The organism is Microbispora sp. CL1-1 (assembly GCF_012034195.1).
Taxonomy (GTDB): domain Bacteria; phylum Actinomycetota; class Actinomycetes; order Streptosporangiales; family Streptosporangiaceae; genus Microbispora.
The window spans coordinates 136162-158113 of the sequence record NZ_JAATEK010000013.1; the positions used below are offsets into that span (position 1 = coordinate 136162).

The 21952-nt window shown below is 74.9% G+C and carries 19 protein-coding genes and 1 riboswitch; of the genes, 10 read left to right on the top strand and 9 right to left on the bottom strand.

What is annotated here, in order from left to right; genetic code table 11:
• Positions 1-83 precede the first annotated feature (83 nt).
• Positions 84-207: riboswitch (cobalamin riboswitch) on the bottom strand.
• 136 nt (positions 208-343) lie between these two features.
• Genes HCK04_RS18015 through HCK04_RS18030 form a run of 4 tightly spaced genes read left to right on the top strand, consistent with a single transcriptional unit; the run spans position 344 to position 7136 of the window.
• Positions 344-3046 (top strand): FtsX-like permease family protein, encoded by a 2703-nt coding sequence (locus HCK04_RS18015; RefSeq protein WP_142648499.1) that lies wholly within the window; start codon positions 344-346, stop codon positions 3044-3046.
• The gene (locus HCK04_RS18020; RefSeq protein WP_142648500.1) at positions 3043-5550 is read left to right on the top strand and encodes an FtsX-like permease family protein; all 2508 of its coding nucleotides are present in this window, start codon (positions 3043-3045) and stop codon (positions 5548-5550) included. The genes HCK04_RS18015 and HCK04_RS18020 overlap by 4 nt, the downstream gene beginning before the upstream one ends.
• The gene (locus HCK04_RS18025) at positions 5534-6475 is read left to right on the top strand and encodes an ABC transporter ATP-binding protein (protein WP_221889932.1); all 942 of its coding nucleotides are present in this window, start codon (positions 5534-5536) and stop codon (positions 6473-6475) included. The genes HCK04_RS18020 and HCK04_RS18025 overlap by 17 nt, the downstream gene beginning before the upstream one ends.
• Positions 6468-7136: an ABC transporter ATP-binding protein gene (locus HCK04_RS18030; RefSeq protein WP_240971535.1), complete on the top strand. Its 669-nt coding sequence runs from the start codon at positions 6468-6470 to the stop codon at positions 7134-7136. The genes HCK04_RS18025 and HCK04_RS18030 overlap by 8 nt, the downstream gene beginning before the upstream one ends.
• Positions 7137-7151: 15 nt before the next feature.
• Here the strand turns inward: HCK04_RS18030 and HCK04_RS18035 are convergent, their stop codons facing one another.
• Positions 7152-8087 (bottom strand): aldo/keto reductase, encoded by a 936-nt coding sequence (locus HCK04_RS18035; RefSeq protein WP_142648502.1) that lies wholly within the window; start codon positions 8085-8087, stop codon positions 7152-7154.
• A gap of 109 nt (positions 8088-8196) precedes the next feature.
• Here HCK04_RS18035 and HCK04_RS18040 point away from each other — a divergent pair, with 109 nt between their 5' ends.
• Positions 8197-9240, top strand: coding sequence for a family 2 encapsulin nanocompartment cargo protein polyprenyl transferase (locus tag HCK04_RS18040; protein WP_260617317.1), 1044 nt, complete (start codon positions 8197-8199; stop codon positions 9238-9240).
• On the opposite strand, the gene HCK04_RS18045 is transcribed toward HCK04_RS18040, so the two are convergent.
• Together HCK04_RS18045 and HCK04_RS18050 are read right to left on the bottom strand one after the other, a co-directional pair.
• A complete protein-coding gene (locus HCK04_RS18045; RefSeq protein ID WP_142648504.1) occupies positions 9237-12239 on the bottom strand; it encodes an FAD-binding and (Fe-S)-binding domain-containing protein in 3003 nt (1000 codons plus the stop codon). The two genes, HCK04_RS18040 and HCK04_RS18045, sit on opposite strands and share 4 nt — an antisense overlap.
• Before the next feature lie 4 nt (positions 12240-12243).
• Positions 12244-14010, bottom strand: coding sequence for a thiamine pyrophosphate-dependent enzyme (locus HCK04_RS18050; RefSeq protein WP_142648505.1), 1767 nt, complete (start codon positions 14008-14010; stop codon positions 12244-12246).
• A 103-nt stretch (positions 14011-14113) separates the two neighbouring features.
• Between HCK04_RS18050 and HCK04_RS18055 the strand changes: the two genes are divergently transcribed.
• From HCK04_RS18055 to HCK04_RS18065, 3 genes are read left to right on the top strand one after another with little or no spacing between them, the layout of a single operon-like run.
• Positions 14114-15217, top strand: coding sequence for an enolase C-terminal domain-like protein (locus tag HCK04_RS18055; protein ID WP_260617318.1), 1104 nt, complete (start codon positions 14114-14116; stop codon positions 15215-15217).
• A 45-nt stretch (positions 15218-15262) separates the two neighbouring features.
• Entirely contained in the window at positions 15263-15868 is a 606-nt protein-coding gene (locus tag HCK04_RS18060; protein ID WP_142648507.1) for a TetR/AcrR family transcriptional regulator, read from the top strand.
• Entirely contained in the window at positions 15865-16587 is a 723-nt protein-coding gene (locus tag HCK04_RS18065; protein WP_142648508.1) for a haloacid dehalogenase-like hydrolase, read from the top strand. Before HCK04_RS18060 ends, HCK04_RS18065 begins: the two co-directional genes overlap by 4 nt.
• Here the strand turns inward: HCK04_RS18065 and HCK04_RS18070 are convergent.
• Both HCK04_RS18070 and HCK04_RS18075 read right to left on the bottom strand, forming a co-directional pair.
• Entirely contained in the window at positions 16502-17251 is a 750-nt protein-coding gene (locus tag HCK04_RS18070) for a response regulator transcription factor (protein WP_142648509.1), read from the bottom strand. The genes HCK04_RS18065 and HCK04_RS18070 overlap by 86 nt on opposite strands.
• Complete coding sequence (locus tag HCK04_RS18075; RefSeq protein WP_142648510.1) at positions 17248-18417, bottom strand: histidine kinase; 1170 nt, start codon at positions 18415-18417, stop codon at positions 17248-17250. Before HCK04_RS18075 ends, HCK04_RS18070 begins: the two co-directional genes overlap by 4 nt.
• 180 nt (positions 18418-18597) lie before the next feature.
• Here HCK04_RS18075 and HCK04_RS18080 point away from each other — a divergent pair, with 180 nt between their 5' ends.
• Complete coding sequence (locus HCK04_RS18080) at positions 18598-18831, top strand: hypothetical protein (protein WP_142648511.1); 234 nt, start codon at positions 18598-18600, stop codon at positions 18829-18831.
• A 49-nt stretch (positions 18832-18880) separates the two neighbouring features.
• Here the strand turns inward: HCK04_RS18080 and ligD are convergent, their stop codons facing one another.
• The 3 genes from ligD to HCK04_RS18095 form a co-directional block, all read right to left on the bottom strand.
• Positions 18881-19849, bottom strand: coding sequence for a non-homologous end-joining DNA ligase (gene ligD, locus HCK04_RS18085; RefSeq protein ID WP_142648512.1), 969 nt, complete (start codon positions 19847-19849; stop codon positions 18881-18883).
• Positions 19850-20003: 154 nt separating this feature from the next.
• The gene (locus tag HCK04_RS18090; protein WP_142648513.1) at positions 20004-20453 is read right to left on the bottom strand and encodes a hypothetical protein; all 450 of its coding nucleotides are present in this window, start codon (positions 20451-20453) and stop codon (positions 20004-20006) included.
• Complete coding sequence (locus HCK04_RS18095) at positions 20450-20683, bottom strand: hypothetical protein (protein ID WP_142648514.1); 234 nt, start codon at positions 20681-20683, stop codon at positions 20450-20452. The genes HCK04_RS18090 and HCK04_RS18095 overlap by 4 nt, the downstream gene beginning before the upstream one ends.
• Positions 20684-20829: 146 nt before the next feature.
• Between HCK04_RS18095 and HCK04_RS18100 the strand changes: the two genes are divergently transcribed.
• Positions 20830-21615 carry an SDR family NAD(P)-dependent oxidoreductase gene (locus HCK04_RS18100; RefSeq protein ID WP_260617319.1) on the top strand — a complete coding sequence of 262 codons (786 nt, stop codon included), beginning with the start codon at positions 20830-20832 and terminating at the stop codon, positions 21613-21615.
• 56 nt (positions 21616-21671) lie between these two features.
• On the opposite strand, the gene HCK04_RS18105 is transcribed toward HCK04_RS18100, so the two are convergent.
• Positions 21672-21950, bottom strand: a complete 279-nt coding sequence (locus tag HCK04_RS18105; protein ID WP_185948986.1) for a hypothetical protein — start codon at positions 21948-21950, stop codon at positions 21672-21674.
• Positions 21951-21952 lie beyond the last annotated feature (2 nt).

The following is a 21952-nucleotide window of genomic DNA, read 5'->3' on the forward strand; positions in this document are numbered from 1 at the left end:
AGGCGCGTCTGCGCAGGCCTGTCCGGGCCATGGCATGTCCCCCCTGGGGGTATCCGCGCCCCCGGTAGAAGGTCCGACGGCCGGAGTATCCTGGCTCCCGGATCAGCGCTCCCCTCAGCCTTCCCGCCCGTGCTGGGCAGTGGCGTGGGTGAGGTTCGCTCCCCGGTGACAGTGGCGGGACCGCGCCGGATTCACACCGGCTTCCTCCGCGTCCGTCGCTTGCGGGGTCAACTTACACCTTCGTGCCGGATGTCCCGCAAGTACGGTCTGTCGGATATATCGGAATCGCTACGTATGTCGGGCCGGTGTGGTGTGCCCGGATCGGCTTTGCCATGATGCCCGGGTGAAACGGGGGAGGGCAGTGCTGGGGCGGCTGCCGTTGGTGATCCGACGTGCGCTGGCCGAGCCGCTGCTGCTGGCGGCCGCGTTCGGCTCCATCCTGCTCGCCACCACGGCGATCGCGGCGCTGCTGCTGCACGCGGGGTCGGCGAGCCAGGCGGGCGTGCGGAGGGCCCTGGACATGGCGCCGCTCGCCGCCACCGCCACCGTCGTCACCTCCTCGGTCACGTCCGGGGACTTCGCGAAGGTCGACCAGGCCGTCCGCGCGGGCATCGCCCACGCCCATGGCGAGGTGCCCGTACGGGTCACCGCGCGCGTCGAGTCCGCCTCCTACGCGCTGAGGGGACGAGATAAAGGCGGTCAGCCCGTCCTGACCCGGTTCGCCACGTACGAGGGACTGGACGGCCAGGCCGACCTGGTGAGCGGCCGATGGCCCACGCGGAAAGGGACCGCGGGGACGGCACGGGGAACGACAGCGGGGACGGCAGGCGATACGGCCGTCGCGCTCTCGGAGCCGGCCGCGCGGGCGATGAGGGTCTCCACCGGCGACACGTTCACCGTCGTCGGACGCCTGGACGGCAAGCCGGCCCGCGTGCGCGTCTCCGGCGTCTTCCGGCTGCGCGACCCCGACGACCCGCGCTGGACGGGAGAGGACCTGCTGCGCCACGGCACGCAGACCGCCGACTTCACTTCCCGAGGCCCCATGGTCGTGCCGACCGGCGTCTTCCTCGACCGGTTCGCGGCCGGCGCCTCGGCCCGCTGGCTCGCCGAGCCCGACCTGCGCCGGCTCCCGCCCGAGCGACTGCGGCCGTTCTCGGCGTCGGTCGCCGGGATCTCCGCCGACGTACGGTCCGGCTGCCCCCGGTGCACGGTCACCGAGACGCTGTCCGGCACACTGCTGCGGCTCGACCACGGCGCGCTGGTCGCCCGCTCGACCATGCTGGTGCCGGTGCTCCAGCTGCTCGTGCTGGCCGCGTACGCGCTGGCGCTGACCGCGCGGCTGCTCGCCGAACACCGCCGGATGGAGACGGCCCTGCTGCGATCGAGGGGCGGCGGGTCGCCGCGGCTCGCCGCCATGGCGGCGGGGGAGGCGCTGCTGATCGCGCTGCCCTGCGCGCCCGCGGCGCCGTTCCTCGCACCCGTCCTCCTGCGGCTGCTGAGCGCCTTCCCCTGGATCGAGGCCACCGGCGTGGAGCCGCCCCGCGCGCCCGACGGCAGCACGTTCGCCGTGGCGGCGGTGGTCGCGCTCGCCTGCGCCGCCATGCTGGCGGCGCCGCCCCTGCTCGCCGCCCGCCGCACGTACGTCGAGGAGCAGGCGGCGCGCGGGCGCGCCGACCGGCCCGGCCTGGTGCAGCGGGCCGGGGCCGACGTGGCACTGCTCGTCCTGGCGGCCCTCGCCATCTGGCGCCTGCGCGGCCAGGACGCGGCGGAGACGACGCGCCTCGGCGGCGAGCTCGGGCTCGACCCGCTCGTCGGGGCCGGGCCGGCGCTCGCCCTGCTCTGCGGCGGGATGGCCGCCCTGCGGCTGGTGCCCGCCGTCGCGAAGATCGCCGAGCGGGCGACGCGGCGACGCCCCGGGTTCGGCCCGGCCGTGGCCGCCCGGCAGGTGAGCCGGCGCCCGGCCCGCTATTCGGGCCCGGCGCTGCTGCTGACGATGGCGACGGCGATCGGCGTGCTGTCCCTGACCACGGCCGCGACCTGGCGCTCCGCCCAGGAGGACCGGGCCAGGCACGTCGCCGGATCCTCGCTGCGCGTCCCGGCCCTGCCCGGCGACGACGCCCGGACCTTCACCAGGCTGCCGGGGGTCGCGGCGGCCGTGCCCGCGCACCGCGCCACGGTCGTCGCCGACGGCGCGGACGCCACGCTGATCGCCGCCGACGCGGCGGATCTGGGCCGGGTGCTGCTGCTGCGCCCCGACCTGTCGCAACTGCCGCCGGCCACGCTGGCCTCCCGGATCACCGGGTCCGCCGGGCGACCGCTCCCGGTCGTGGTGACCCCCGGGCTGGCGGACACCACCAGGATCACCGCGGGCACGGCGGCGATCCCCGTCCGGGTCGTGGGCGTCGTCACGGCGATGCCCGGCACGCCCGAGGGCACCCCGGCCCTGCTCGCCGACCTCACGGCGTTCCGGGGGAAGGGCGCCGAGGGGCAGGTGACGGAGTGGTGGCTGGCCGCCGACGGTTCCACTCGGGATGCCCTGGCCGCCTCGGGACGCGGCAGGGACATCGTGGACGCGGCCGCCCTCACCGCCGGTTACCGGGACGACCCCACGGCGGCCGGTCTGCAGGGCGCGCTGCTGCTCGGCTTCGCGGCGGCGCTGGCGTTCGCCGTGCTGGGATTCCTGGTCAACACGGCGGTCTCGGCGCGCGAGCGCAGGGGGGAGTTCGCCGTGCTCGGCGCGCTCGGCGTGAGTTTCCGGCAGACGCTCGGCCTGCTCGCGGCCGAGCAGTCGTTCGTGATCGGGCTGTCGCTGGCCGGTGGGGTGGCGCTCGCCGTGGCCGTCTCCGCCGCGGTGGTGCCGCCGATGGTGTCAGCCGGATACGCGACCGCGGGCGGGCTGCCGGTGTCGCTCCACGTGCCGTGGCCACAGGTGGCGGCGCTCGCCGTCGCGATCCTCGCGGTGCTCCTCGCGATCGTGGCGGGGCTCGCGCGGTCGCTGCACCGCCGTGAGCCGGCCGCCGTGCTGCGTGCGGGGGAGGCGTCATGATCCGCCTGCCGGGAGTGCACGGGCTTCTGGGAGTGCACAAGGGTGTGGCCGCGCTGCTGGCCGCGCTGGTCTTCGGCGCCGCCCTGGTCGTCTCGGCCCTGCCCCGCATGGTCGAGTCGTCCCTCGACGCGGCGGCCAGGTCGGCCGTCGGCTCCGCCCCGCCCGGGACGGCCTCGCTGGCGGTCCAGTTCACCCGCCGGCCGTTCGACCCGAGGGGGATGCGGACGACGAAGCAGGTGGCCAAGGCGGACACCGCCTGGCGCGCCCTGCTCCCAACGGCGCTGCGGGAGGTCGCCGATCCCGGCCGGCTCTACGACTTCGCCACCTCGTCGCCGATCCTGATCGACGACCGGGCGCATCGGTATATGACGCTGAAATGGGTCTCAGGGGCGGGCCGGCATGTGCGGTACGTCAAGGGCGGCCCACCTGGCCGCGGCTCCGGCACCCGCGTCGAGGTGGCCGTCCCCGCGGTCGCCGCCACGGAGATGTCGATCAGAACGGGCGACACGCTCCGCCTCGGCGACCTGACCGTGAAGGTCACCGGGCTGTTCGAGCCGGTGCGTCCCGCCGACCGGTTCTGGGCGCTGGAGCCGGAGCTCACCTACGTCATCCACCACCGCGTGCCGCTCGCCATGGACGACGACCTGATCGTCACCGCGCTCGCCGACGGCGACAGCCTCGCGGGCGCCGAGCTGCCCATCCTCTTCCGATGGCTCGTCACCCCGGCGCAGGAGCGCATCGGCGCGGGCAACGCGGCGGCCGTGCTCGCCGACACGGCGGAGTTCGGCCGCCGCCTGGGCAGGCAGGACCTCGAAGTCACCCTGTCGACCGGGCTCGACCGCATCCTGGCGGAGTACCTGCAACGGCTGGCCCTCACGCGGGCGCTCATCACGGTGTTCCTGAGCGGGCTGGCCGTCGTGTGCCTCGGCACCACGGCCCTGGCCGTGCTGCTGTTCGCCGGGCGGGTGCGCGGCGACCTGCTGCTGATGCGCGCCCGCGGCGCGTCCCTCGCCCGGACCATGCTGACCTGCGGCGGAGCGGTCGCGCTCGTGGCGGTGCCGGCGGCCGCGGCGGGCCAGGCGGCCGCGGGCTTCGTGCCGGGCGCCCCGACGGCGGTCGCGCGGCTGGGACCTGCCGCGCTGGCGGCGGGGACCATCGCGATCGCCTGCGCCGCCGCGCTGGTCCGGTCCGGCGGCCGGCGGTCGGGGAACGCGCTGCGCCGCATCGTGCTGGAGCTCCTGGTGCTCGCGCTCGCGGTGGCGAGCGTGCACCTTCTGCGCACTCGCGGGCTCGGCACGGGCGGTCTCGGCACTGGCGGTCTCGGCACGGGCGACGCGTTCCTCGCGCCCGGGCCGGTGCTGCTGGCGCTGGCCGCCGCGCTGGTGGTGCTGCGGGCCGGCCCGGCCCTGATCCACCTCGCCTTCCGGGCCGCCGCCCGGCGCAGCGGCGCCGTGCCGTTCCTCGGGCTCGCCGCCGCCCGGGCCGTGCCGAGCGCCGCGCTGCCGGTGCTCACGCTGCTGCCGGCCGTCGCCCTCGCGGCGTACGGCATGGTCACCGCCGGAGGGCTGGAGGAGGCCCAGCGGCAGGCGGCCTGGGAGCGGACCGGCGCGGAGATCAGGGTGGAGCGCGCGGAGGGCATCGCGCCGGAGACGCTGGAGCAGATCGCCCACGCGCCCGGCGTCAGGGCCGTCGTCCCCGCCGCGGTCGGCACGACGGTCGCCGAGGTGGGCTTCGGCGGGCGGCCGGCCACGGTCGTCGCCGTCGATCTCGGCGCCTACCACCGGCTGGTCGCGGGCAGCCCGCTCCGCCTGCCGCCGCCGGGCAGCGGCGCGCTGGTCTCGCGCGACCTGTCGGCCGCGGGGAGCTTCGACGTCGGCTGGCCCGCGCGGACGACGGTCACCCCGGCGGGGACCGTCGACGCGATGCCCGGGGTGGCGGCCGGCGACGGCGCCCTCATCGTGCTGCCCGGCGCTCCCGCACAGGTCAACACGCTGCTGATCGCGGGAGACCCCGAAGCGGTCAGGCCGCTGCTCCCGTCCGGCGCGAACATGACCACCGTGGCGGGCGCGCTCGCCGAGATCACCGGGGCGCCGCTGACGGCGGCGCTGACCGCCGCGCTGCGGGTCGCCGCCGCGGCGCTGGCCGCGTACGCGCTGGCGGCCGTCGCGATCGCCCTGACCGGGGGCGCGGCCCGGCGCGCGGAGGACCTCGGGCTGCTGCGCGCCCTCGGCCTCACGCGCAGGCAGGCCGGGCTGGTCACCGTCCTGGAGGCGGCCCCGCTGCTCGTCCTGACCGCCGTCGCCGGGCTGGCGGCCGGGCTCGCCATGCCCGCGCTGATCGGAATCGACCTGTCGGCGTACGCGGGCGGGTGCCAGGGCGCGCTGTCGGGCGGCGCGCTCCTGCCCGCGCTGCCCGGCGTTGTCGCGGGTGCTCTGGCCGCCGGGGTCGCCGCCGTCGCCCTCGCGGGCGCCTATTGGGGAGGAAGACGTGGACACGCTGGCTGACCTGGAGGCCCGGGCCACGCGGGGCGGACCCGTGTTCGGCGCGGACGCCCACATCCTGTGCGACAACCTCGTGCGGATCTACAAGACCGAGGGGCCCGCCGCGGTCGAGGTGGTCGCGCTGCAGGGTCTCGACCTGCTCATCGGCCGGGGCGAGCTGGTGGCGGTCGTCGGAGCCTCCGGGTCGGGCAAGTCGACGCTGCTCAACATCCTGTCGGGGCTCGACGTGCCGACGGCGGGGCTCGCCCGGGTCGCCGGGATCGACCTGCTGTCCATGACCCCCCGCGACCGCCTCCGCTACCGGCGTTCCGTCGTGGGCTTCGTCTGGCAGCAGACCTCCCGCAACCTGCTGCCGTACCTCACCGCGCGGGAGAACGTCATGCTCCCGATGCGGCTGGCGGGCGGCACGTCGCGGCGGGCCAGGTCGTCGCGTACGGACGAGCTGCTGGAGCTGACGGGAATGGCGGACCGCGCGGACCGGCGGCCCGGGGAGATGTCCGGCGGCGAGCAGCAGCGGGTGGCCGTCGCCGTGGCGCTGGCCAACGCGCCCGAGGTGGTGCTCGCCGACGAGCCCACCGGGGAGCTCGACAGCGAGAGCGCCGAGACGGTCTTCGGCGTGCTGCGCCACGCCAACCGGGAGCTGGGCGTCACGACCGTCGTCGTGACCCACGACCCGATGGTGTCGCAGCAGGTCGACCGGACGATCGGCATCCGCGACGGCCGCACCTCCAGCGAGACGTTCCGCCGCACCTCCTCCGACGGGAGGGTGGTCGCCGAGGAGTACGCGGTGCTGGACCGGGCCGGGCGCCTGCAGTTGCCGAGGGAGTTCATCAACGCCCTGTCGATGGAACACCGGGTGCGCCTGGAGCTCGAACGCGACCACATCGGGGTGTGGCCTTCCGGGGTGGATGAGGAGACCGATGAGTGAGCCGCTGGTCGTCGTAGAGGGACTGCGCAAGACCTATCCCGCGGGCGTGCGCGCCCTCAGAGGGGTCTCCTTCGAGGCCAACCCCGGCGAGCTGGTCGCGATCCGCGGGCGTTCCGGCGCGGGCAAGACGACGCTGCTCAACCTGGTCGGGGGCCTGGACCGGCCCGACGAGGGCCAGGTGCGGGTGGCGGGGCAGGCCGTGCCCGAGCTGCCAGAGGAGGGCCTGCTGCGGCTGCGGCGCGACGTCGTCGGGTTCGTCTTCCAGTCGTTCCGGCTGATCCCGGTGCTGTCGGCCGCCGAGAACGTGGGCGTGCCGCTGCGGCTGGCCCGGGTGCCCGCCAAGGAACGGGAGGCGCGGGTCAACGTGCTGCTGTCCCTTGTCGGGCTGGCAGGCCAGGCCGAGCAGCGGCCCTACGAGCTGTCGGGCGGCCAGCAGCAGCGCGTGGCCATCGCCAGGGCCCTGGCCAACCGGCCCCGCCTGCTGCTGGCCGACGAGCCGACCGGTCAGCTCGACTCCCAGACCGCCCGCCAGATCATGGAGCTGCTCCGGGTGCTCGTCCGGGGCGAGGGCGTCACCGTGCTGGTGGCCACGCACGACGAGGGCCTCGTCGGTCTCGCCGACCGCGTGCTGGAGCTGAAGGACGGCGAGTTCCTGCCCTGAAAAAGACCCGGGGGCTCAGGCCCACGGGAGGGCGGCGCGGCGGGCCCAGTAGGTCTCGGCGTCCTCCGCCAGCCCGGCGAGCGCCTTCTCGGCCTCGTCGTCCCAGGTCACGGCAGATGCCGTCAGGTTCTCGGCGAGCTGGGCGGTCGTGGCCGCGCCGCTCAGCACGATCCCCGCCCACGGGCGGGCGAGCACGGCGGCGAGCGCCAGCGCGTCGGGGGTGACGCCGCGCTCGCGTGCGGCGTCCGCCAGCGCCGGCGGCGCGCCCCGGGAGGTCAGCCTGCCGTTGGCCACGCCCTCCTTGACGATCACGGTGAGCCCGGCGGCGTGCGCCCGGGCCAGGGCCTCGCCCGCCGAGCGCTCCAGCAGGTTCCAGGTCGACTGCACGGTGTCGAAGAGCCCGGTCGCGACCGCCCTGTCGATCGTCGCGGCCTGGCGGGGGCCGGTGGTCGACAGGCCCACGGCGACGCCCCCGGCGCGCAGGGCGCGCAGCTCGCCGAGCACCTCCTCGTCGTCGAGCACCCCGCTTTCCACCGTGGCGGAGTGGATCTGGTAGAGCGTCAGGTGTTCGCCGAGCAGCTCCCGGGTCTCGCCCAGCTGGCGGCGCAGCCGGGCGGCCGACAGGTCCTTCTCCTCGTGGCGCGCGGCGTCCATGCGCCAGCCGCCGACGTACTCGTATCCCCACTTCGACCCGATTTCGATCTCCCCGGGCCGGATGCCCCGGTCGGCCAGCCAGCCCGCCAGGAACTCCTCCGCCCGGCCGTAGGACCGGGCCACGTCGACGTACCGCACGCCCGCCGCCCACGCGGCGTCCAGCACCTCCCACGTGCGGGCCCGCATCGCCGCCACGTCACGGTCCCTGCCGAGGTCCTCGTCCCTGCCCAGCGTGATGTACGCGGGCCGCCCGACGGCCGCGAGCCCGAGCCCCATCTCCTGCACCCACTTCCGCATGCGCACCACGCTATGGGGATTCGGAGGCACGTGTGGCGCGGGGGCGGCCGGGGTATGCCGACAAGTCCAGCCGGCCTGTGTGTCCACTCGAGCCCGAGGTGGTGGGAGCGTGACGGAACCGGTTGCAGAGGGAGTGCGCACCACGGCGGAGGTGCTCGCCCGGACGCGCGACCTGATGGAGCCCGCCCTGCGCCATGCGGTCGACACCCTGCCCGCGCCGATGCGCCGGATGGCGGGCTACCACTTCGGATGGTGGGACGCGCGGGAGCGGCCGCTGCGGGCGGACGGCGGCAAGGCGCTGCGCCCGGCGTTCACGCTCCTGGCGGCCGAGGGCGTCGGCGCGGACGCGGACGCCGCGCTGCCGGCCGCCGTCGCGGTCGAGCTGGTGCACAACTTCTCCCTCGTCCACGACGACGTGATGGACGGCGACGCGGTCCGCCGCCACCGCCCGACGGTGTGGAACGTCTTCGGGCGCTCCGAGGCGATCCTGGCCGGAGACTCCCTGCTGACGCTGGCCTTCGCCGTGCTCGCCGGGAGCGGCCGATCCGCCGGCGCGAGCGTGCGCACGCTCACCAGGTGTGTCCAGACGCTGCTGGACGGCCAGAGCGCCGACCTCGGCTTCGAGGAGCGGTCGGACGTGAGCCTGGGGGAGTGCGTGCGCATGGCGGAGGGCAAGACGGGCGCGCTGTTCGGCTGCGCCTGCGCCCTCGGCGCGCTGCAGGCCGCCGGGCTCCCGGGGGGCGCCACCAGCGAGCAGGTGTCCTTCCTGCGGATGTTCGGCGAGCGCGTGGGGCTGGCGTTCCAGATCGTGGACGACCTGTTGGGCATCTGGGGCGACCCGGCCGTCACCGGCAAGCCGGTCCACTCCGATCTGCGCAACCGGAAGAAGTCCCTGCCGGTCGTCGCCGCGCTGACGTCGGGCACGGCAGCGGGCGGCGCGCTCGCCGCGCTGTATCGCCGCCCGCTCGCCCAGGCCGACCTCGCGCGGGCCGCGCGGCTCGTCGAAGAGGCGGGCGGCCGGGCGTGGTGCCTGGCCAGGGTGGACGACCTGCTGTCCGAGGCGATGGAGGCGCTGCGGTCGGCGGAGCTGGCGCCGGGACCGGCGGCGGGCCTGGAGGCCCTGGCCCGCCTGGCCGCCGACCGCGACCGCTAACGCGTCCCCAGCACCCGCGCCGGGCCGGGCCTGCGCGCGATGCGGCACTCGGGACGTTCGCTCAACGGGGTGCCGCGCACCCCGGCCGCCAGCAGCTCCGCCAGGTGGACCGCCCGGCGTCCCACCCCCGCCTGCTCGATCTGCGTACGGCAGCTGAAGCCGTCGGCGAGGACGACCGTGCGGGCGTCGGCGGCGCGGACGGCCGGCAGGATCTCGTGCTCCGCGCAGGTCGTCGACACCTCCAGGTGCCCGGCGGTGAAGCCGAAGTTCCCGGCGAGGCCGCAGCAGCCGCCCGCCGCCTCCACCCGCACCTCGGCGCGGGACAGCAGGTCCCTGTCGGTGTCGAAGCCGAGTACCGCGTGGTGGTGACAGTGCGGCTGGACGACGGCGTCCCGGTCGATGCGGGGCGGCTCCCACCCGCCGGCCGCGCTCAGCAGCTCGGCGAGGGTCCTGGTCTGCTCGCGCAGCCGGGCGAAGTCCCGGTCGTGCGCGAACAGCTCGGGCGCGTCGGCCCGGAACACCGCCGTGCAGCTCGGCTCCAGCCCCACGATCGGGATGCCGCGGCGCAGCGCCGGGGCGAGGGTGCGCAGGGTGCGGCGCAGCACCTGCCGCGCCACGCCGAGCTGGCCGGTCGATATCCACGTCAGGCCGCAGCACAGCGTGCGCGGCGGGATCAGCACCCGGTAGCCCGCCGACTCCAGCACCCAGACGGCGGCGCGGCCGATGTGCGGGTGGAAGTTGTCGGTGAACGTGTCGGGCCACAGCAGCACGGGCCCCCGCTCGCCCCCGCCGCGCGGCCCGCGGTGCCGATACCAGTCGCTGAAGCGCAGCGGCGCGAAGTCCGGCACCGGCCGGGCCGGTTCGATCCCCGCCAGGCCCTTGGCCAGGCCCGACAGCACGGGCGCGTGTGCCAGCGCGTTCACCAGGCCCGGGGCGAGCGCGGCCAGGCGGGCCCACACCGGCAGCCACCCCATGGCGTAGTGGTCCATCGGCCTGATCCTGCGGGCGTAGTGGTGGGCGAGGAACTCGGCCTTGTACGTCGCCATGTCGACCTGCATCGGGCAGTCGTGCCGGCAGCCCTTGCAGGCCAGGCACAGATCGAGCGCGTCGCGCACGGCGGTGGAACGCCAGCCGTCCTTGACCGCGGAGTCGGCGTGGCCGTTCAGCATCTCGAACAGCAGCCGCGCGCGTCCTCTGGTGGAGTGCTCCTCCTCGCCGGTGGCCCGGTAGGACGGGCACATCACCCCGCCGGTGTGCTGGCGGCACTGGCCGACGCCCACGCACCGCATCACGGCCCGCTGGAAACTGCCCTCGTCGTCCGGGTAGCCGAAGTGGACGGGCGGGTCGGCGGGCGTCCACCCGGGGCCGAGCCGCAGGTTCTCGTCCAGCCGGTACGGCGCGACGACCTTGCCGGGGTTCATTTGGTCACCCGGGTCGAAGACGGCCTTGACCTGCTCGAATGCGGTCATGATCGTAGGCCCGAACATCTTCGGCAGCAGCTCGCCCCGGGCCTGCCCGTCGCCGTGCTCGCCGGACAGCGAGCCGCCGTAGGACACGACGAGGTCGGCGGCGCGTTCGAGGAAGGCACGGAAGGCCGCCACCCCGTCGGCGGTCACCAGGTCGAACGGGATGCGGGTGTGCACGCAGCCCTGCCCGAAGTGCCCGTACAGGGAGGCGTCGCCATAGCCGAACTCCTCCAGCAGGCGGCGCAGGTCGCGCAGGTAGTCGCCGAGCCGGTCGGGCGGGACGGCCGAGTCCTCGAACCCCTCCCACGTCTCGCGCATGCCGGGCACGCGGGCGGTGGCGCCCAGCCCGGACTCGCGGACCTCCCACAGCTCCTTTTCGATCTTCGCGTCGTCGAAGAAGGAGACGTGCGGGGCGTGCTCGCTGTCCTTCAGCTCCTTCAGCATGCCGCGGGCCTTGGCGTCCGCTTCCTTCTGCGAGCGGCCGGCGAAGGAGACCATGAGCCAGCCGCCGCCCTCCGGCAGCCGCTTGAGGGCGTCGGGATGCATGTGCTTGCGCCGCTCGAAGTCCACGAGCTTGTCGTCCACCCCTTCGAGCTGGAGCGGGCCGTGGCCGACGATGCGCGGCACGGCCTCGGCGGCCACGCCGATGTCGTGGTAGCCGAGCAGCACGAGGCACTCGGCCTTGGGCGCGGGCACCAGGCGCAGCTCGGCCCGCAGCACCGTGACCAGTGTGCCCTCCGACCCGACCAGGGCCCTGGCCAGGTCGAACCCGGCCTCGGGCAGGAGCTGGTCGAGGTTGTAGCCCGACACCCGCCGGGGGATGTCGGGGAAGCGGCGGCGGATCTCGTCGGCGTGCTCGTCCGCGATCGCGCGCAGCTCGCGGTAGATCCGCGCCCTCGGCCCGCCCTGGGCGACGATCCGGTCGAACTCCTCCTGGCTGGTCGGCCCCACCCACATCCGCTGGCCGTCGTAGGTGAGGATCTCCAGCCGCGCGACGTTGTCGGCGGTCTTGCCGTACGCCTGGGCGGTCGAGCCGCAGGAGTTGTTGCCGATCATGCCGCCGAGCGTGCACTGGGCGTGGGTGGACGGGCGCGGCCCGAACATCAGGCCGGTGTCGGCCAGCAGCCGGTTCAGCACGTCGAGCACGATGCCGGGCTCGACCACGCAGGTGCGCGCCGCCACGTCCACCGACACCAGCCGGTGGCAGTACTTCGACCAGTCGATCACCACGGCGGTGTTGCAGGTCTGACCGGCCAGGCTCGTCCCCCCGCCCCGTGAGGTGACGGGCGCGCCGTGCTCCCGGCAGACCGCGATCGCCTCGGCCGCCGCGTCCACCGTGCGCGGCACCACCACCCCGATCGGCACCTGCCGGTAGTTCGACCCGTCGGTGGAGTAGGCGCCCCGGCTGCCCGGGTCGAACCTGACCTCGCCGTCCACCCGGGCGGCCAGGTCCCGTTCGAGGTCGCGCACCCGCACGTACGGGCGCCGCGGCCGGGTCGTCACCGGCGGAGGAACGAGCACCTGGTCCGACATGGCGTCACCGCCCCAGTTGAGAGATCTTGTCCTTGAACAGCGTCGTCGCGATGGCCGCCTTGTGCGGCTGCCCCTTCAGGAACGCCTCGGCGAACCTGACCGCCTGGTCGCGGGCGACCTTGCCCGGCATGGGCGGCTCGTTCGGATCGAGGTCCACGTCCACCAGCGCCGGCCCCGGATGGGCGAGGGCCTGCCGTACGGCCTCGTCCACCTCTGCGGGGTCGGTGACCTTGCGGCCGTAGCCGCCGCAGGAGCGGGCCCAGGCGGAGAAGTCGGAGGCCGGCGCGCCGAACCTGACCCCGTGCTCCGGGTATCCCAGCACCATCTGCTCCCACAGGATCTGGCCGAGCGAGTCGTTGTTGTTGACCACGACGGTGATCGGCAGGCCGAGCCGGGCCGCGGTGAGGAACTCGGCCATGAGCATCGCGAAGCCGCCGTCGCCGATGAACGCGATCACCTGCCGGTCGGGGTGGGCGAGCTGCGCCGCGATCGCGTACGGCAGGCCGGGGGCCATCGTGGCGAGGTTGCCCGACAGGTAGAACTCGCGGTCGCCGCGGATCGTCCAGTGCCGTGCCGCCCAGGTGGCGATCGTGCCGGAATCGCAGGTGAGGATGGCGTCGCCGGAGGCGGCCCGGTCGACGCAGCCGATCAGATACTGCGGGGCGATCGGGGCGCGCTCCGGGTTCTCCAGGGCGGCCATGTTCTCCCGCCACGCGGCCATGGCCTTCTGATACTTCTCCAGGTGCGCCCGGTCGTCGTTGCGGTGGAGCAGCGGCAGCAGCGCGGCCAGCCCCTCCTTGGCGTCCCCGATCATCGGCACCTCGGTCGGCATGCGCACGCCCGCGCGGGCGGGGTCGGCGTCGATCTGCACGACGCGCACCCTGCCGGGCTCGGGCAGGTGCTTGGTGTAGGGGAAGTTGGTGCCGACCATCAGCAGGGTGTCGCAGTCCTCGACCAGCTCCTCGCCCGGCTTCGTGCCGAGCAGGCCGATCCCGCCCACCGCGTATGGCGAGTCGTCGGGGATGACCGCCTTGCCGGGAAGCGTCTTGATCACGGGCGCGCCCAGCGTCTCGGCGACGGCCAGCACCTCCTCGCGGGCGTGCAGGGCGCCGGCGCCGGCCAGGATCGCGGGCCGCCGTGCCGCGTTGAGCACCTCGGCGGCGGCTCGCAGGTCCTCCTGGCGCGGCACGCCGGGCGGGGGCAGGTAGACGGGGGCGGTCGCGGGCGGCCGCGCGGGGGCGACGTGCTGGTAGGGGTCGGCGTCGGCGGGGGCCACCTGGACGTCGTTGGGCAGGCACAGGTGGGCCACCCCGCGGCGCGCGTACGCCGTGCGGATCGCGATGTCCACCACACCAGGGAGCTGGGCCGGGTTGTCCACCACGAGGTTGTATTCGGCCACGTCCTCGTAGAGCCGGTCGAGGTGGACCTCCTGCTGGTAGCCGGTGCCCAGCACGCTGGTCTCCTGCATGCCCGTGATGGCCAGCACCGGCTGGTGGTCGAGCTTGGCGTCGTACAGGCCGTTGAGCAGGTGGATCCCGCCGGGGCCCGAGGTGGCCAGGCACACTCCGATGCGACCGGTGGCCTTGGCGTGCGCCGCCGCCATGAAGGCGGCCGCCTCCTCGTGATGCACCAGCACGAACCGGACGCGGTCGGAGTGGCGGCGCAGCCCCTCCATGATGCCGTTGATGCCGTCACCGGGAAGCCCGAAGACGGTGTCGACACCCCAGTCGGCGAGCCGCCTGATGAGTATTTCTGAGGCGATTTCCGTCATATGTGGCGCGCTGCCCTTGGAATGGGAAGCCGAACACTCGCCCCAGGGAAAATCTTTCCTCCGATCCGGAGTCCCGGGGTCACGCCCGGGTAGGGGGACGCGCGTGCGCAGCCACCTCGTGATCGGGGACCTTCACGTGTCGGCGTACCGCGTGCCGACCGACCGTCCGGAGGCCGACGGCACGCTGAGCTGGGACGCGACCACGATGGTGGTGGTCCGCGCGGACGCGGGCGAGGCGGCCGGGCTCGGCTGGACCTACGCGCCCGCCGCCGCCGCGCGGGTCGTCACCGACCTGCTCGCGCCGGTCGTGCGCGGCGGCGACCCCATGGACGTGCCGGGCCTGTGGACCGCGATGGTCCGCCGGGTGCGAAACGCGGGCCGCACGGGCGTCGCCGGGTATGCGGTCTCCGCGGTCGACGTCGCGATCTGGGACCTCAAGGCCCGGCTGCTCGGCGTGCCGCTCGCCCGCCTGTTCGGTCTGGCCGGGCCGTCCGTGCCCGTCTACGGCTCGGGCGGGTTCACCACCTACGACGACGACGTCACGACGGCGCAGCTCGCGCACTGGGTGCACGAGCAGGGCATCCCCCGCGTCAAGATCAAGATCGGGGAGTCCGCGGGCGCCATGCCCGCCCGCGACCTGCACCGTGTCGCGCTCGCCCGCCGTGTCATCGGGGACGCCGCCGAGCTGTACGTGGACGCCAACGGCGGCTACGGCGCGAAACAGGCCGTACGGCTGGAACGCCGGATGCGCGACCACGACGTGCGGTGGTTCGAGGAGCCGGTGTCCTCCGACGACCTGGCCGGGCTGCGCCTGGTGCGCGAGCGGTCCGACGCCGACGTCGCGGCGGGCGAGTACGGCGGCGACCTCGTCTACTTCACCCGCATGTGCGCGGCGGGCGCGGTCGACTGCCTGCAGATCGACGCGACCCGCTGCGGCGGCTACACCGGCTGGTCCGGCGCGGCGGCGATCGCCGCCGGGCACGGCCTTGAGGTGTCGGCGCACTGCGCGCCCAACCTCCACGCGCCGGTCGCCGCGGCGACCCCCAACCTGCGCCACATGGAGTGGTTCCACGACCACGTGCGCATCGAGGGCGCCCTGTTCGACGGCGCGGCCGACCCCACCGGCGGTGCCGTACGCCCGCCGGACGCGCCGGGCCACGGCCTGACGCTGCGCGCCGCCGCGGCCGAGCGATATCGCGTGGTCTGACGTCATGTAGACAGTGTCTACGTCCAGGGTGTAGACACTGTCTACATGGATAGAGAGATCGGCCCGCGCGACCACCTGATCGCGGTCGCGCGGAGGATGGTCGACGAGGGCGACCCCGGCACCGTCACCCTGCGCGCCATCGCACGGGCGGCGGGGGTGTCGCACGGCGCGCCGCTCCGGCACTTCTCCGGGCGGGCGGCCCTGCTGTCGGCGGTGGCGGCCCTGGGGTTCGGCGACCTGGCGGCACGCGGGGAGCGGGCCCTCGGCGCCCTCCCCGCTCGGGCCGGCGCCGTCGAGCGGCTGCGGGCGGCCGCGAGCGCGTACGTGGGGTTCGCGCTCGAACAGCCCGGCATGTTCGCCCTCATGTTCCGGCACGACCTGGTCGATCCGCAGGAGCCGGAGCTGGCCGGGGCGAGCCTGACGGTGTTCGACACCCTGGCCGCGCTGGTAGGCGCCTGCCAGGCGGAGGGGTGGAACCCGGCGGCGGACAACCGGCAGGTCGCCGGCGCGCTGTGGGCGGCCCTGCACGGGCTCGCGCAGTTGTGGATCTGGAACGCGCTGCCGACCACCACCGGGGCGCGGTCGTCCGACGAGGTCCTGGAGGTCCTGCTCGGCATGCTCGGCCTGCCGGAGAGCCGGGGGCGCCGATGACCGGCCGGCCCGTCGTCGTCTTCGACCTCGACGACACCCTCGTACGCGGCGACTCCTTCGGGCGTTTCCTGCGCATGCTGCTGCTGCGCCGCCCGTTGCGGGCGGCGACGGCCCTGACCGCGGCGGTGGTGCTGGTGCCGCTGTTCATCCTGCCGCCCACCAGGCGGCGGGCGACGGCGGGGTTCGTCTGGCTCGCCACGGCCGGGGTGCCGCCGGAGCGGTTCCACGCCCTGGCGGAGGAGTTCGCCGTCGCGCACACCGCCGAGCCCCGCCGGATCGCCGTGGCGCTGGACCGGCTCCGGGCGCACCTGGACACCGGTGACCGGGTCGTCGTCGCCACCGCCTGCGCGGACCCGCTCGCCACCGCCGTCTGCCGGAACCTGGGCCTCGACGGGGTGGAGGTGATCGCCGCGCAGTTGCGCCGTGGCCGCCACGCCTTCACGCCGGTGCGCGGCTGCTACGGCGCGGCCAAGCCCGGCCGCCTGCGGGAGATCGGCGTCACGATGCCGCTGGCCCACGCCTACACCGACAGCGCCGTCGACCTGCCGCTGCTGCGGGCCGCCGCGCAGCGGTGCCTGGTCGACCCCAGCCCGCGCACCCTTCAGCGGGTGCGGGCCGAGCTGGGCGACGAGGTCACCGTCCTGTGGTCCCTGGATCGGGCGGATCGTCGAGCAGTCCGGCGTCGTGGACGAGCAGGGCGATCTGCACGCGGTTGTTGAGGCCGAGCGTGGCCAGGATGCTCGACACGTGCGTCTTGACGGTGGGGACGCTGAGGTGCAGCAGGGCGCCGATCTCGGCGTTCGGCCTGCCCTGGCCGACCGCCACCGCGACCTCCCGCTCCCGGTCGTTGAGCAGTGCCAGGCGCTCCCGCGCGCGGGCCCGGCGCCGGTCCTGGCCGTCCTCGGCGACTCGGGCGATGAGCCGCCGGGTCACCGCCGGGGACAGGACCGGATGACCGGCGGCCACCCGGCGGATGGCGTCCACGATCTCGCCCGGCGGGGTGTCCTTGAGCAGGAACCCGGCGGCCCCCGCGCGCAGGGCGCGCAGCACGTGCTCGTCGGCGTCGAAGGTGGTCAGCACGATCACCTCGGGCGCGCCGTCGCGGGCGCGCAGCGCCTCGGTGGCGGCCAGGCCGTCCATCACCGGCATCCGGATGTCCATCAGCACCACGTCGGGGCGGTGCCGGCCGGCCAGCGGCAGCACCTCGGCCCCGTCCCCGGCCTGGGCGAGGACGCGGATGTCGGGTGCGCCGCCGAGCATCATCTCCAGCCCGGCCCGGACGAGGGGGTCGTCGTCGGCGATGAGCACGCCGATCGGGGCGGATTCCGGCACGGCATGCGGCGGCACGGCATGCGGTGGCAGGGCATGCGGCGGGAGGGTCATGGCGGCCACGGTAGCCAGGCCCGCACGCGCCAGCCACCCGGGCCGCTGTCATCCGGGTGCGCCGGTCCGTGCTCCAAACGTCCCCCCACCAGCGTGACGCGCTCGGCCAGGCCGGCCAGGCCATGGCCCCCACCGGCGGCCTCCGGCGCGGCGGCGGGAGCGTCGTTGACCACCTCGGCCGTCAGGCCCTCGCCGGGCGCCCCCGACACTCGTACGCGGACCGCGGCTCCCGGCGCGTGCTTGCGGGCGTTGGTGAGGGCCTCCTGCACGACGCGGTAGGCGGCGCGGCCCGCCCGGCCGGGGACGGCGGCCTCGCGCACGCCGAGGTCGTCGCGCAACTCGACCCGCATGCCGGCCCGGCCCGACTCCGCGACGAGCTCCTCCAGGCAGGCCAGGGTGGGCGCGTGCTCGGTGGTCGGGGCGCGCAGCACGCCGATCACCTCGCGCAGGTCCTGCAGGGCCTGGTGGGCGCTCTCTCTGATCACCCGCGCCGCCCGGGCGACGTCGGCGGGATCGGCCCCGGGGTTGAACTCCAGCGCCCCCGCGTGCACGCTCAGCAGCGAAAGCCGGTGGCCGAGCACGTCGTGGATCTCGCGGGCGATGGCCTCGCGGACCTGGTGCTGCGCCTGCTCGGCCCGCAGCCTCGCCTCGGTCTCCATCCGGGCCGCGCGGTCGCGCTGGGCCAGCACGAGCCGCCGCCGGTGGTGGACGAACAGCCCCCAGCCGGCCGCCGCGCCCTGGAGGGCCAGGCCCAGCGTCAGCAGCGCGAGCGGCGGCATGTCCGGGTCGGGGCGCAGGAAGGTGAAGACGACCGCGGCGACGACGCTGAGCGCGAACACCATCCCCGAGGTCCGCGGACGGCGGTGCACCGCGACGGAGAAGAGCGCGGCCAGCATCGGGCCCGCGATCATCTCGAAGACGGCCGACAGCACGACGAGCGTCACCGCGAGCCCGACCGGCCATCTGCGGCGCAGCCACAACCCCGCGCAGCCGAGCATGCCCACGGCCTGGTCGAGGCTGAACAGCCAGGCCGGCGGCAGGGGCGAGGTGTGCAGACGCTCCACCGACGTGTAGAAGCCGAAGGCCACGGCCAGCATGAACATCGCCGTGTCCACGAACCGGTCGCGCCGGCTGCGCCGGTGCCGGGGGGCGGCGGGGGCATCCATATCCCCCGCAGCCTACGACCCGGCGCGTGGCCTGCGAACGGCCGAGCGCGAGGACCATACCGAAGTCGGCGGACGTCCGACTTCGGTCGGCGGGCACGCCGCGCGCCCGCGACCTTCGCCGTACGGGAGCATGCCGACGCCCGATCCCCGCCGGGCGGGCCGGTCCCTAGCGTCGGCGGCATGCGTGAAGTCATCAGGCTCGCCGGGGCGTTCCTGGTCGCCGCGGGCATCAGCGGGACCATCGACCACCTGGCCGTGCAGCCGTTCTGGGGCGCGATACTGAACGTCTTCAACCGCCAGGTCATCCCGCGCCTGGGCTTCCTCACCGGCTACGAGATCTACGCCGATCTGTTCGTCGCGGTCGTCGGCGTCGTCGTCCTCGCCGCCGCGTGGCGGCGCGATGAGGACGCGTGACCCGCGGCGGCGCGGCGCCGCATAACACGGCACGTGAGCAGGCGCGGGCTCAGCCCTCCTCGCGGACGACCTCGCTTGGCTCCTTGTCGTCGCGCAGGCCCCGCCACGAGGGGTGGCGCAGCCGCCCCTCGCCCGTCCACTCGGCGAACCGCACCTCGCCGACCAGGACCGGCTCCACCCAGTGGCAGCCCTTGGCCTCCTCACGTGTGATGCCCTCGAACGGGGGCGTGTCCCGCCGCAGCGGGGCCAGGCGCTCGGCGAGCCGCCGGAGCGCCTCGTCGGTGAAGCCGGTGCCGACGCTGCCGGCGTACCGCAGGCGCCCGCTGTCGTCGTTGACGCCCACGAGCAGCGAGCCGATGGTGTTCGCCCGGCGGCCCTCCCCGGGCCGCCACCCGCCGACGACGACCTCCTGTGTGCGGAAGTTCTTCACCTTCACCCAGTCGGGGGAGCGGCGGCCGGGGCGGTAGGGCGAGGTGAGCCGCTTGGCCACGACGCCCTCCAGCCCCAGCCGCCGGGAGTCGGCCAGCGCGTGCTCGCCGCAGCCGGTGTAGTAGGGCGGGACGGCCCAGTGGGGCCCGGTGTGGACGAGGTCCTCCAGGCGGCTCCGCCGCTCGGTGTAGGGCAGCGCGATCGTGGTCGCGGCGTCGACGTGCAGCACGTCGAACAGCAGGTACGTCACGGGTGTGGTGCCGAGGAGCTGCCTGATCTTGAGCGGGTCGCGCTGGTGCATGCGCGGCTGCAGCGCCTCGAACGACGGCCTGCCCTGCTGGTCGAACGCGACGATCTCCCCGTCGAGCACCACCGCGTGCCCGCCCGTGGCGGCGGCCAGTCCGGCGAGCTCGGGATAGGCGACGGTGACGTTCTTGCCGTTGCGCGAGACCAGCCGCAGCGTGCCGTCCTCGACGTAGCCGAGGGCGCGGACGCCGTCCCACTTCATCTCGTACGCGTACTCGCTGCCGGGCGAGGGCAGCGGCCCTAGCCGGGCCAGCATCGGCGCGTACGCCGGAAGGGCGGCCATGCCCTGCTGGTACCCCCGCCTCCCAGGCAGTACCCCTGACCTGCGGCGACGTGTACGCGGTCATGGGCGGACGGCTCCCGCCAGGCGATGGTTCGCCCGCCGTCGATCCCTCTGCCGCTGACCGGCCGCCGCATCGCAGGGCCTGGTCGCAAATCTAGGGAAGGATCTCCAGGCGGACGTCGATGCCCTCGTAGAGGTAGGGGGTCGCGGTGATGATCCGCCAGTCGCGGCGGATGGCGTGGACGGCCGCGTGGGCGGCCACCAGGACGTCGGGCAGGAGCGCGTCCGCGGCGGCCGGCCGGTGGCGCCGCAGGCTCGTCATGATCGTCTGCGCGTACGGCCCGCCTTCGACGGCGTCACCGGGGGAGAGCGCGCCGGTGACCACCATCGACATGCGCAGGAAGCGTTCGAGCCGGGGCTGGATGGGGCCGAGCGACAACACCTGGACGGCGAGCGCGGGGACGAGGAGGGTGACGCCGTGCGCCGAGGACTGCCGCACGACGGCCCTGCCGTACATGCTCTTGCCCTCGATCAGGTGGACGACGGCGTCGAGGTCCAGCACGTGGCCGGACAGGACGCCGGCCGGTGGGACGGGGTCGGTCACGCGGCGTCCGCCTTGGCGTCGCCGGTCACCAGGCGCGCCGCGCGGGCACTGTCGTCATCGGTGATGCCGTCCTGCCAGCCCGGCCCCCATAAATCGGCCATGATGGCCAGGTCGCCCTGGATGCGCCGCCGTTCCCGCAGCGCGGCGGCGATGTAGGCCGAGGCGTTGCCGGACGCCTGCGCCTCGTCGGCCAGCTCGTCCGGCAAAGAGATCGTAATCTTCTTGGTCATACTTGGCAGGCTACCCAGTCATACCATCGGTGGTCCACCGGTTCGCGGAAACCGCGGGGGTACACCCTTGGGCGAGCGGGTGACGAGCGGGTGGCGAGCGGGTGACGAGCGGGTGACGAGCGGGTGACGAGCGGGGTGACGAGCGGGTGACGAGGGGGGTGGGGCGGATGCGGCTGGCGGGGGCACGGGTGCTCGTCACCGGGGCGTCGTCGGGCATCGGCGCCGCCACGGCGCTGGAGCTGTCGGCGCGCGGCGCGCGGCTGGTGCTGTCCGGGCGCGATCAGGAGGCGCTCGACGGCGTCGCCGCGCGGACCGGCGGCGAGACGCTGCCCGCCGACCTGTCCGACCCCACCGCCGACCTCGCCGTACGCGCCGGGCGGGTGGACGTGCTGGTGGCGTGCGCGGGCGAGGGCTGGAGCGGGCCGCTCCCGCGCATGTCCGGGGGCACGGCCGAACGCATGATCGCGGTCAACCTGACGGCCCACGTGCAGCTCACCCGGCTGCTGCTGCCCGGGATGCTGGAGCGCGGCCGGGGCCACCTCGTCTACGTCGCCTCGATCGCCGGCGTGGTGGGCGTGCGGGAGGAGGCGGTGTACGCCGCGACCAAGGCGGGCCTGCTGGCCTTCGCCGAGAGCCTGCGCTACGAGCTGCCCGCGGTCGACGTGAACGGCGTCGAGGGCAAGGGCGTCGGCGTGACGGCGGTGGTGCCGGGGGTCGTCGACACGCCGTTCTTCGCCCGGCGCGGCAGGCCGTACACGCGCCGCAGGCCGGTGCCCGTCCCGCCGGAGCGGGTGGCCCGCGCCATCGCGACGGCGGTCGAGCGCGACCGCGCCGAGGTGTACGTCCCCGCCTGGCTGCGGGTGCCCGCCCGCCTGCACGGGGCCGCGCCCGGCGCGTTCCGGATCCTGGCCCGCCGCTTCGGCCGCCCCTGAGCGTTCCTCCGAGGTGTACGACCATCCCGATAGGATGATCTACATCGTAAAGGAACTCAATGGGAAGGCGCCGAGACGCTGGGGTGATCGCGCTCGGAGGACGGATGCGGTGCGCTCCAGATGCCGCGTAGTGGCCGCATGCCTTCCTCGACGTATTCGGCGATAGGCCGGTTGCCGCCGTCGAGGTACCACTGCTCGAGTGCGGCGAAGTAGCCGAAGGCGAGGGCCTTCGCGATCACGCGAGCCTGCGTTTCGCTCACCTCTCCGGGCACGGTGATCAGCGGCGCGATCCGCCGGCTGGCGCGGTCGAGTGTGCCGCAGACGGCCATGCGCACCG

Coding starts and splice junctions, on each gene's coding strand:
- HCK04_RS18020 (WP_142648500.1), top strand. CDS start 3,043: ATGATCCGCCTGCCGGGAGTGCACGGGCTTCTGGGAGTGCACAAGGGT.
- HCK04_RS18030 (WP_240971535.1), top strand. CDS start 6,468: ATGAGTGAGCCGCTGGTCGTCGTAGAGGGACTGCGCAAGACCTATCCC.
- HCK04_RS18035 (WP_142648502.1), bottom strand. CDS start 8,087: ATGCGGAAGTGGGTGCAGGAGATGGGGCTCGGGCTCGCGGCCGTCGGG.
- HCK04_RS18045 (WP_142648504.1), bottom strand. CDS start 12,239: ATGTCGGACCAGGTGCTCGTTCCTCCGCCGGTGACGACCCGGCCGCGG.
- HCK04_RS18050 (WP_142648505.1), bottom strand. CDS start 14,010: ATGACGGAAATCGCCTCAGAAATACTCATCAGGCGGCTCGCCGACTGG.
- HCK04_RS18060 (WP_142648507.1), top strand. CDS start 15,263: ATGGATAGAGAGATCGGCCCGCGCGACCACCTGATCGCGGTCGCGCGG.
- HCK04_RS18065 (WP_142648508.1), top strand. CDS start 15,865: ATGACCGGCCGGCCCGTCGTCGTCTTCGACCTCGACGACACCCTCGTA.
- HCK04_RS18070 (WP_142648509.1), bottom strand. CDS start 17,251: ATGACCCTCCCGCCGCATGCCCTGCCACCGCATGCCGTGCCGCCGCAT.
- HCK04_RS18075 (WP_142648510.1), bottom strand. CDS start 18,417: ATGGATGCCCCCGCCGCCCCCCGGCACCGGCGCAGCCGGCGCGACCGG.
- HCK04_RS18080 (WP_142648511.1), top strand. CDS start 18,598: ATGCGTGAAGTCATCAGGCTCGCCGGGGCGTTCCTGGTCGCCGCGGGC.
- ligD (WP_142648512.1), bottom strand. CDS start 19,849: ATGGCCGCCCTTCCGGCGTACGCGCCGATGCTGGCCCGGCTAGGGCCG.
- HCK04_RS18095 (WP_142648514.1), bottom strand. CDS start 20,683: ATGACCAAGAAGATTACGATCTCTTTGCCGGACGAGCTGGCCGACGAG.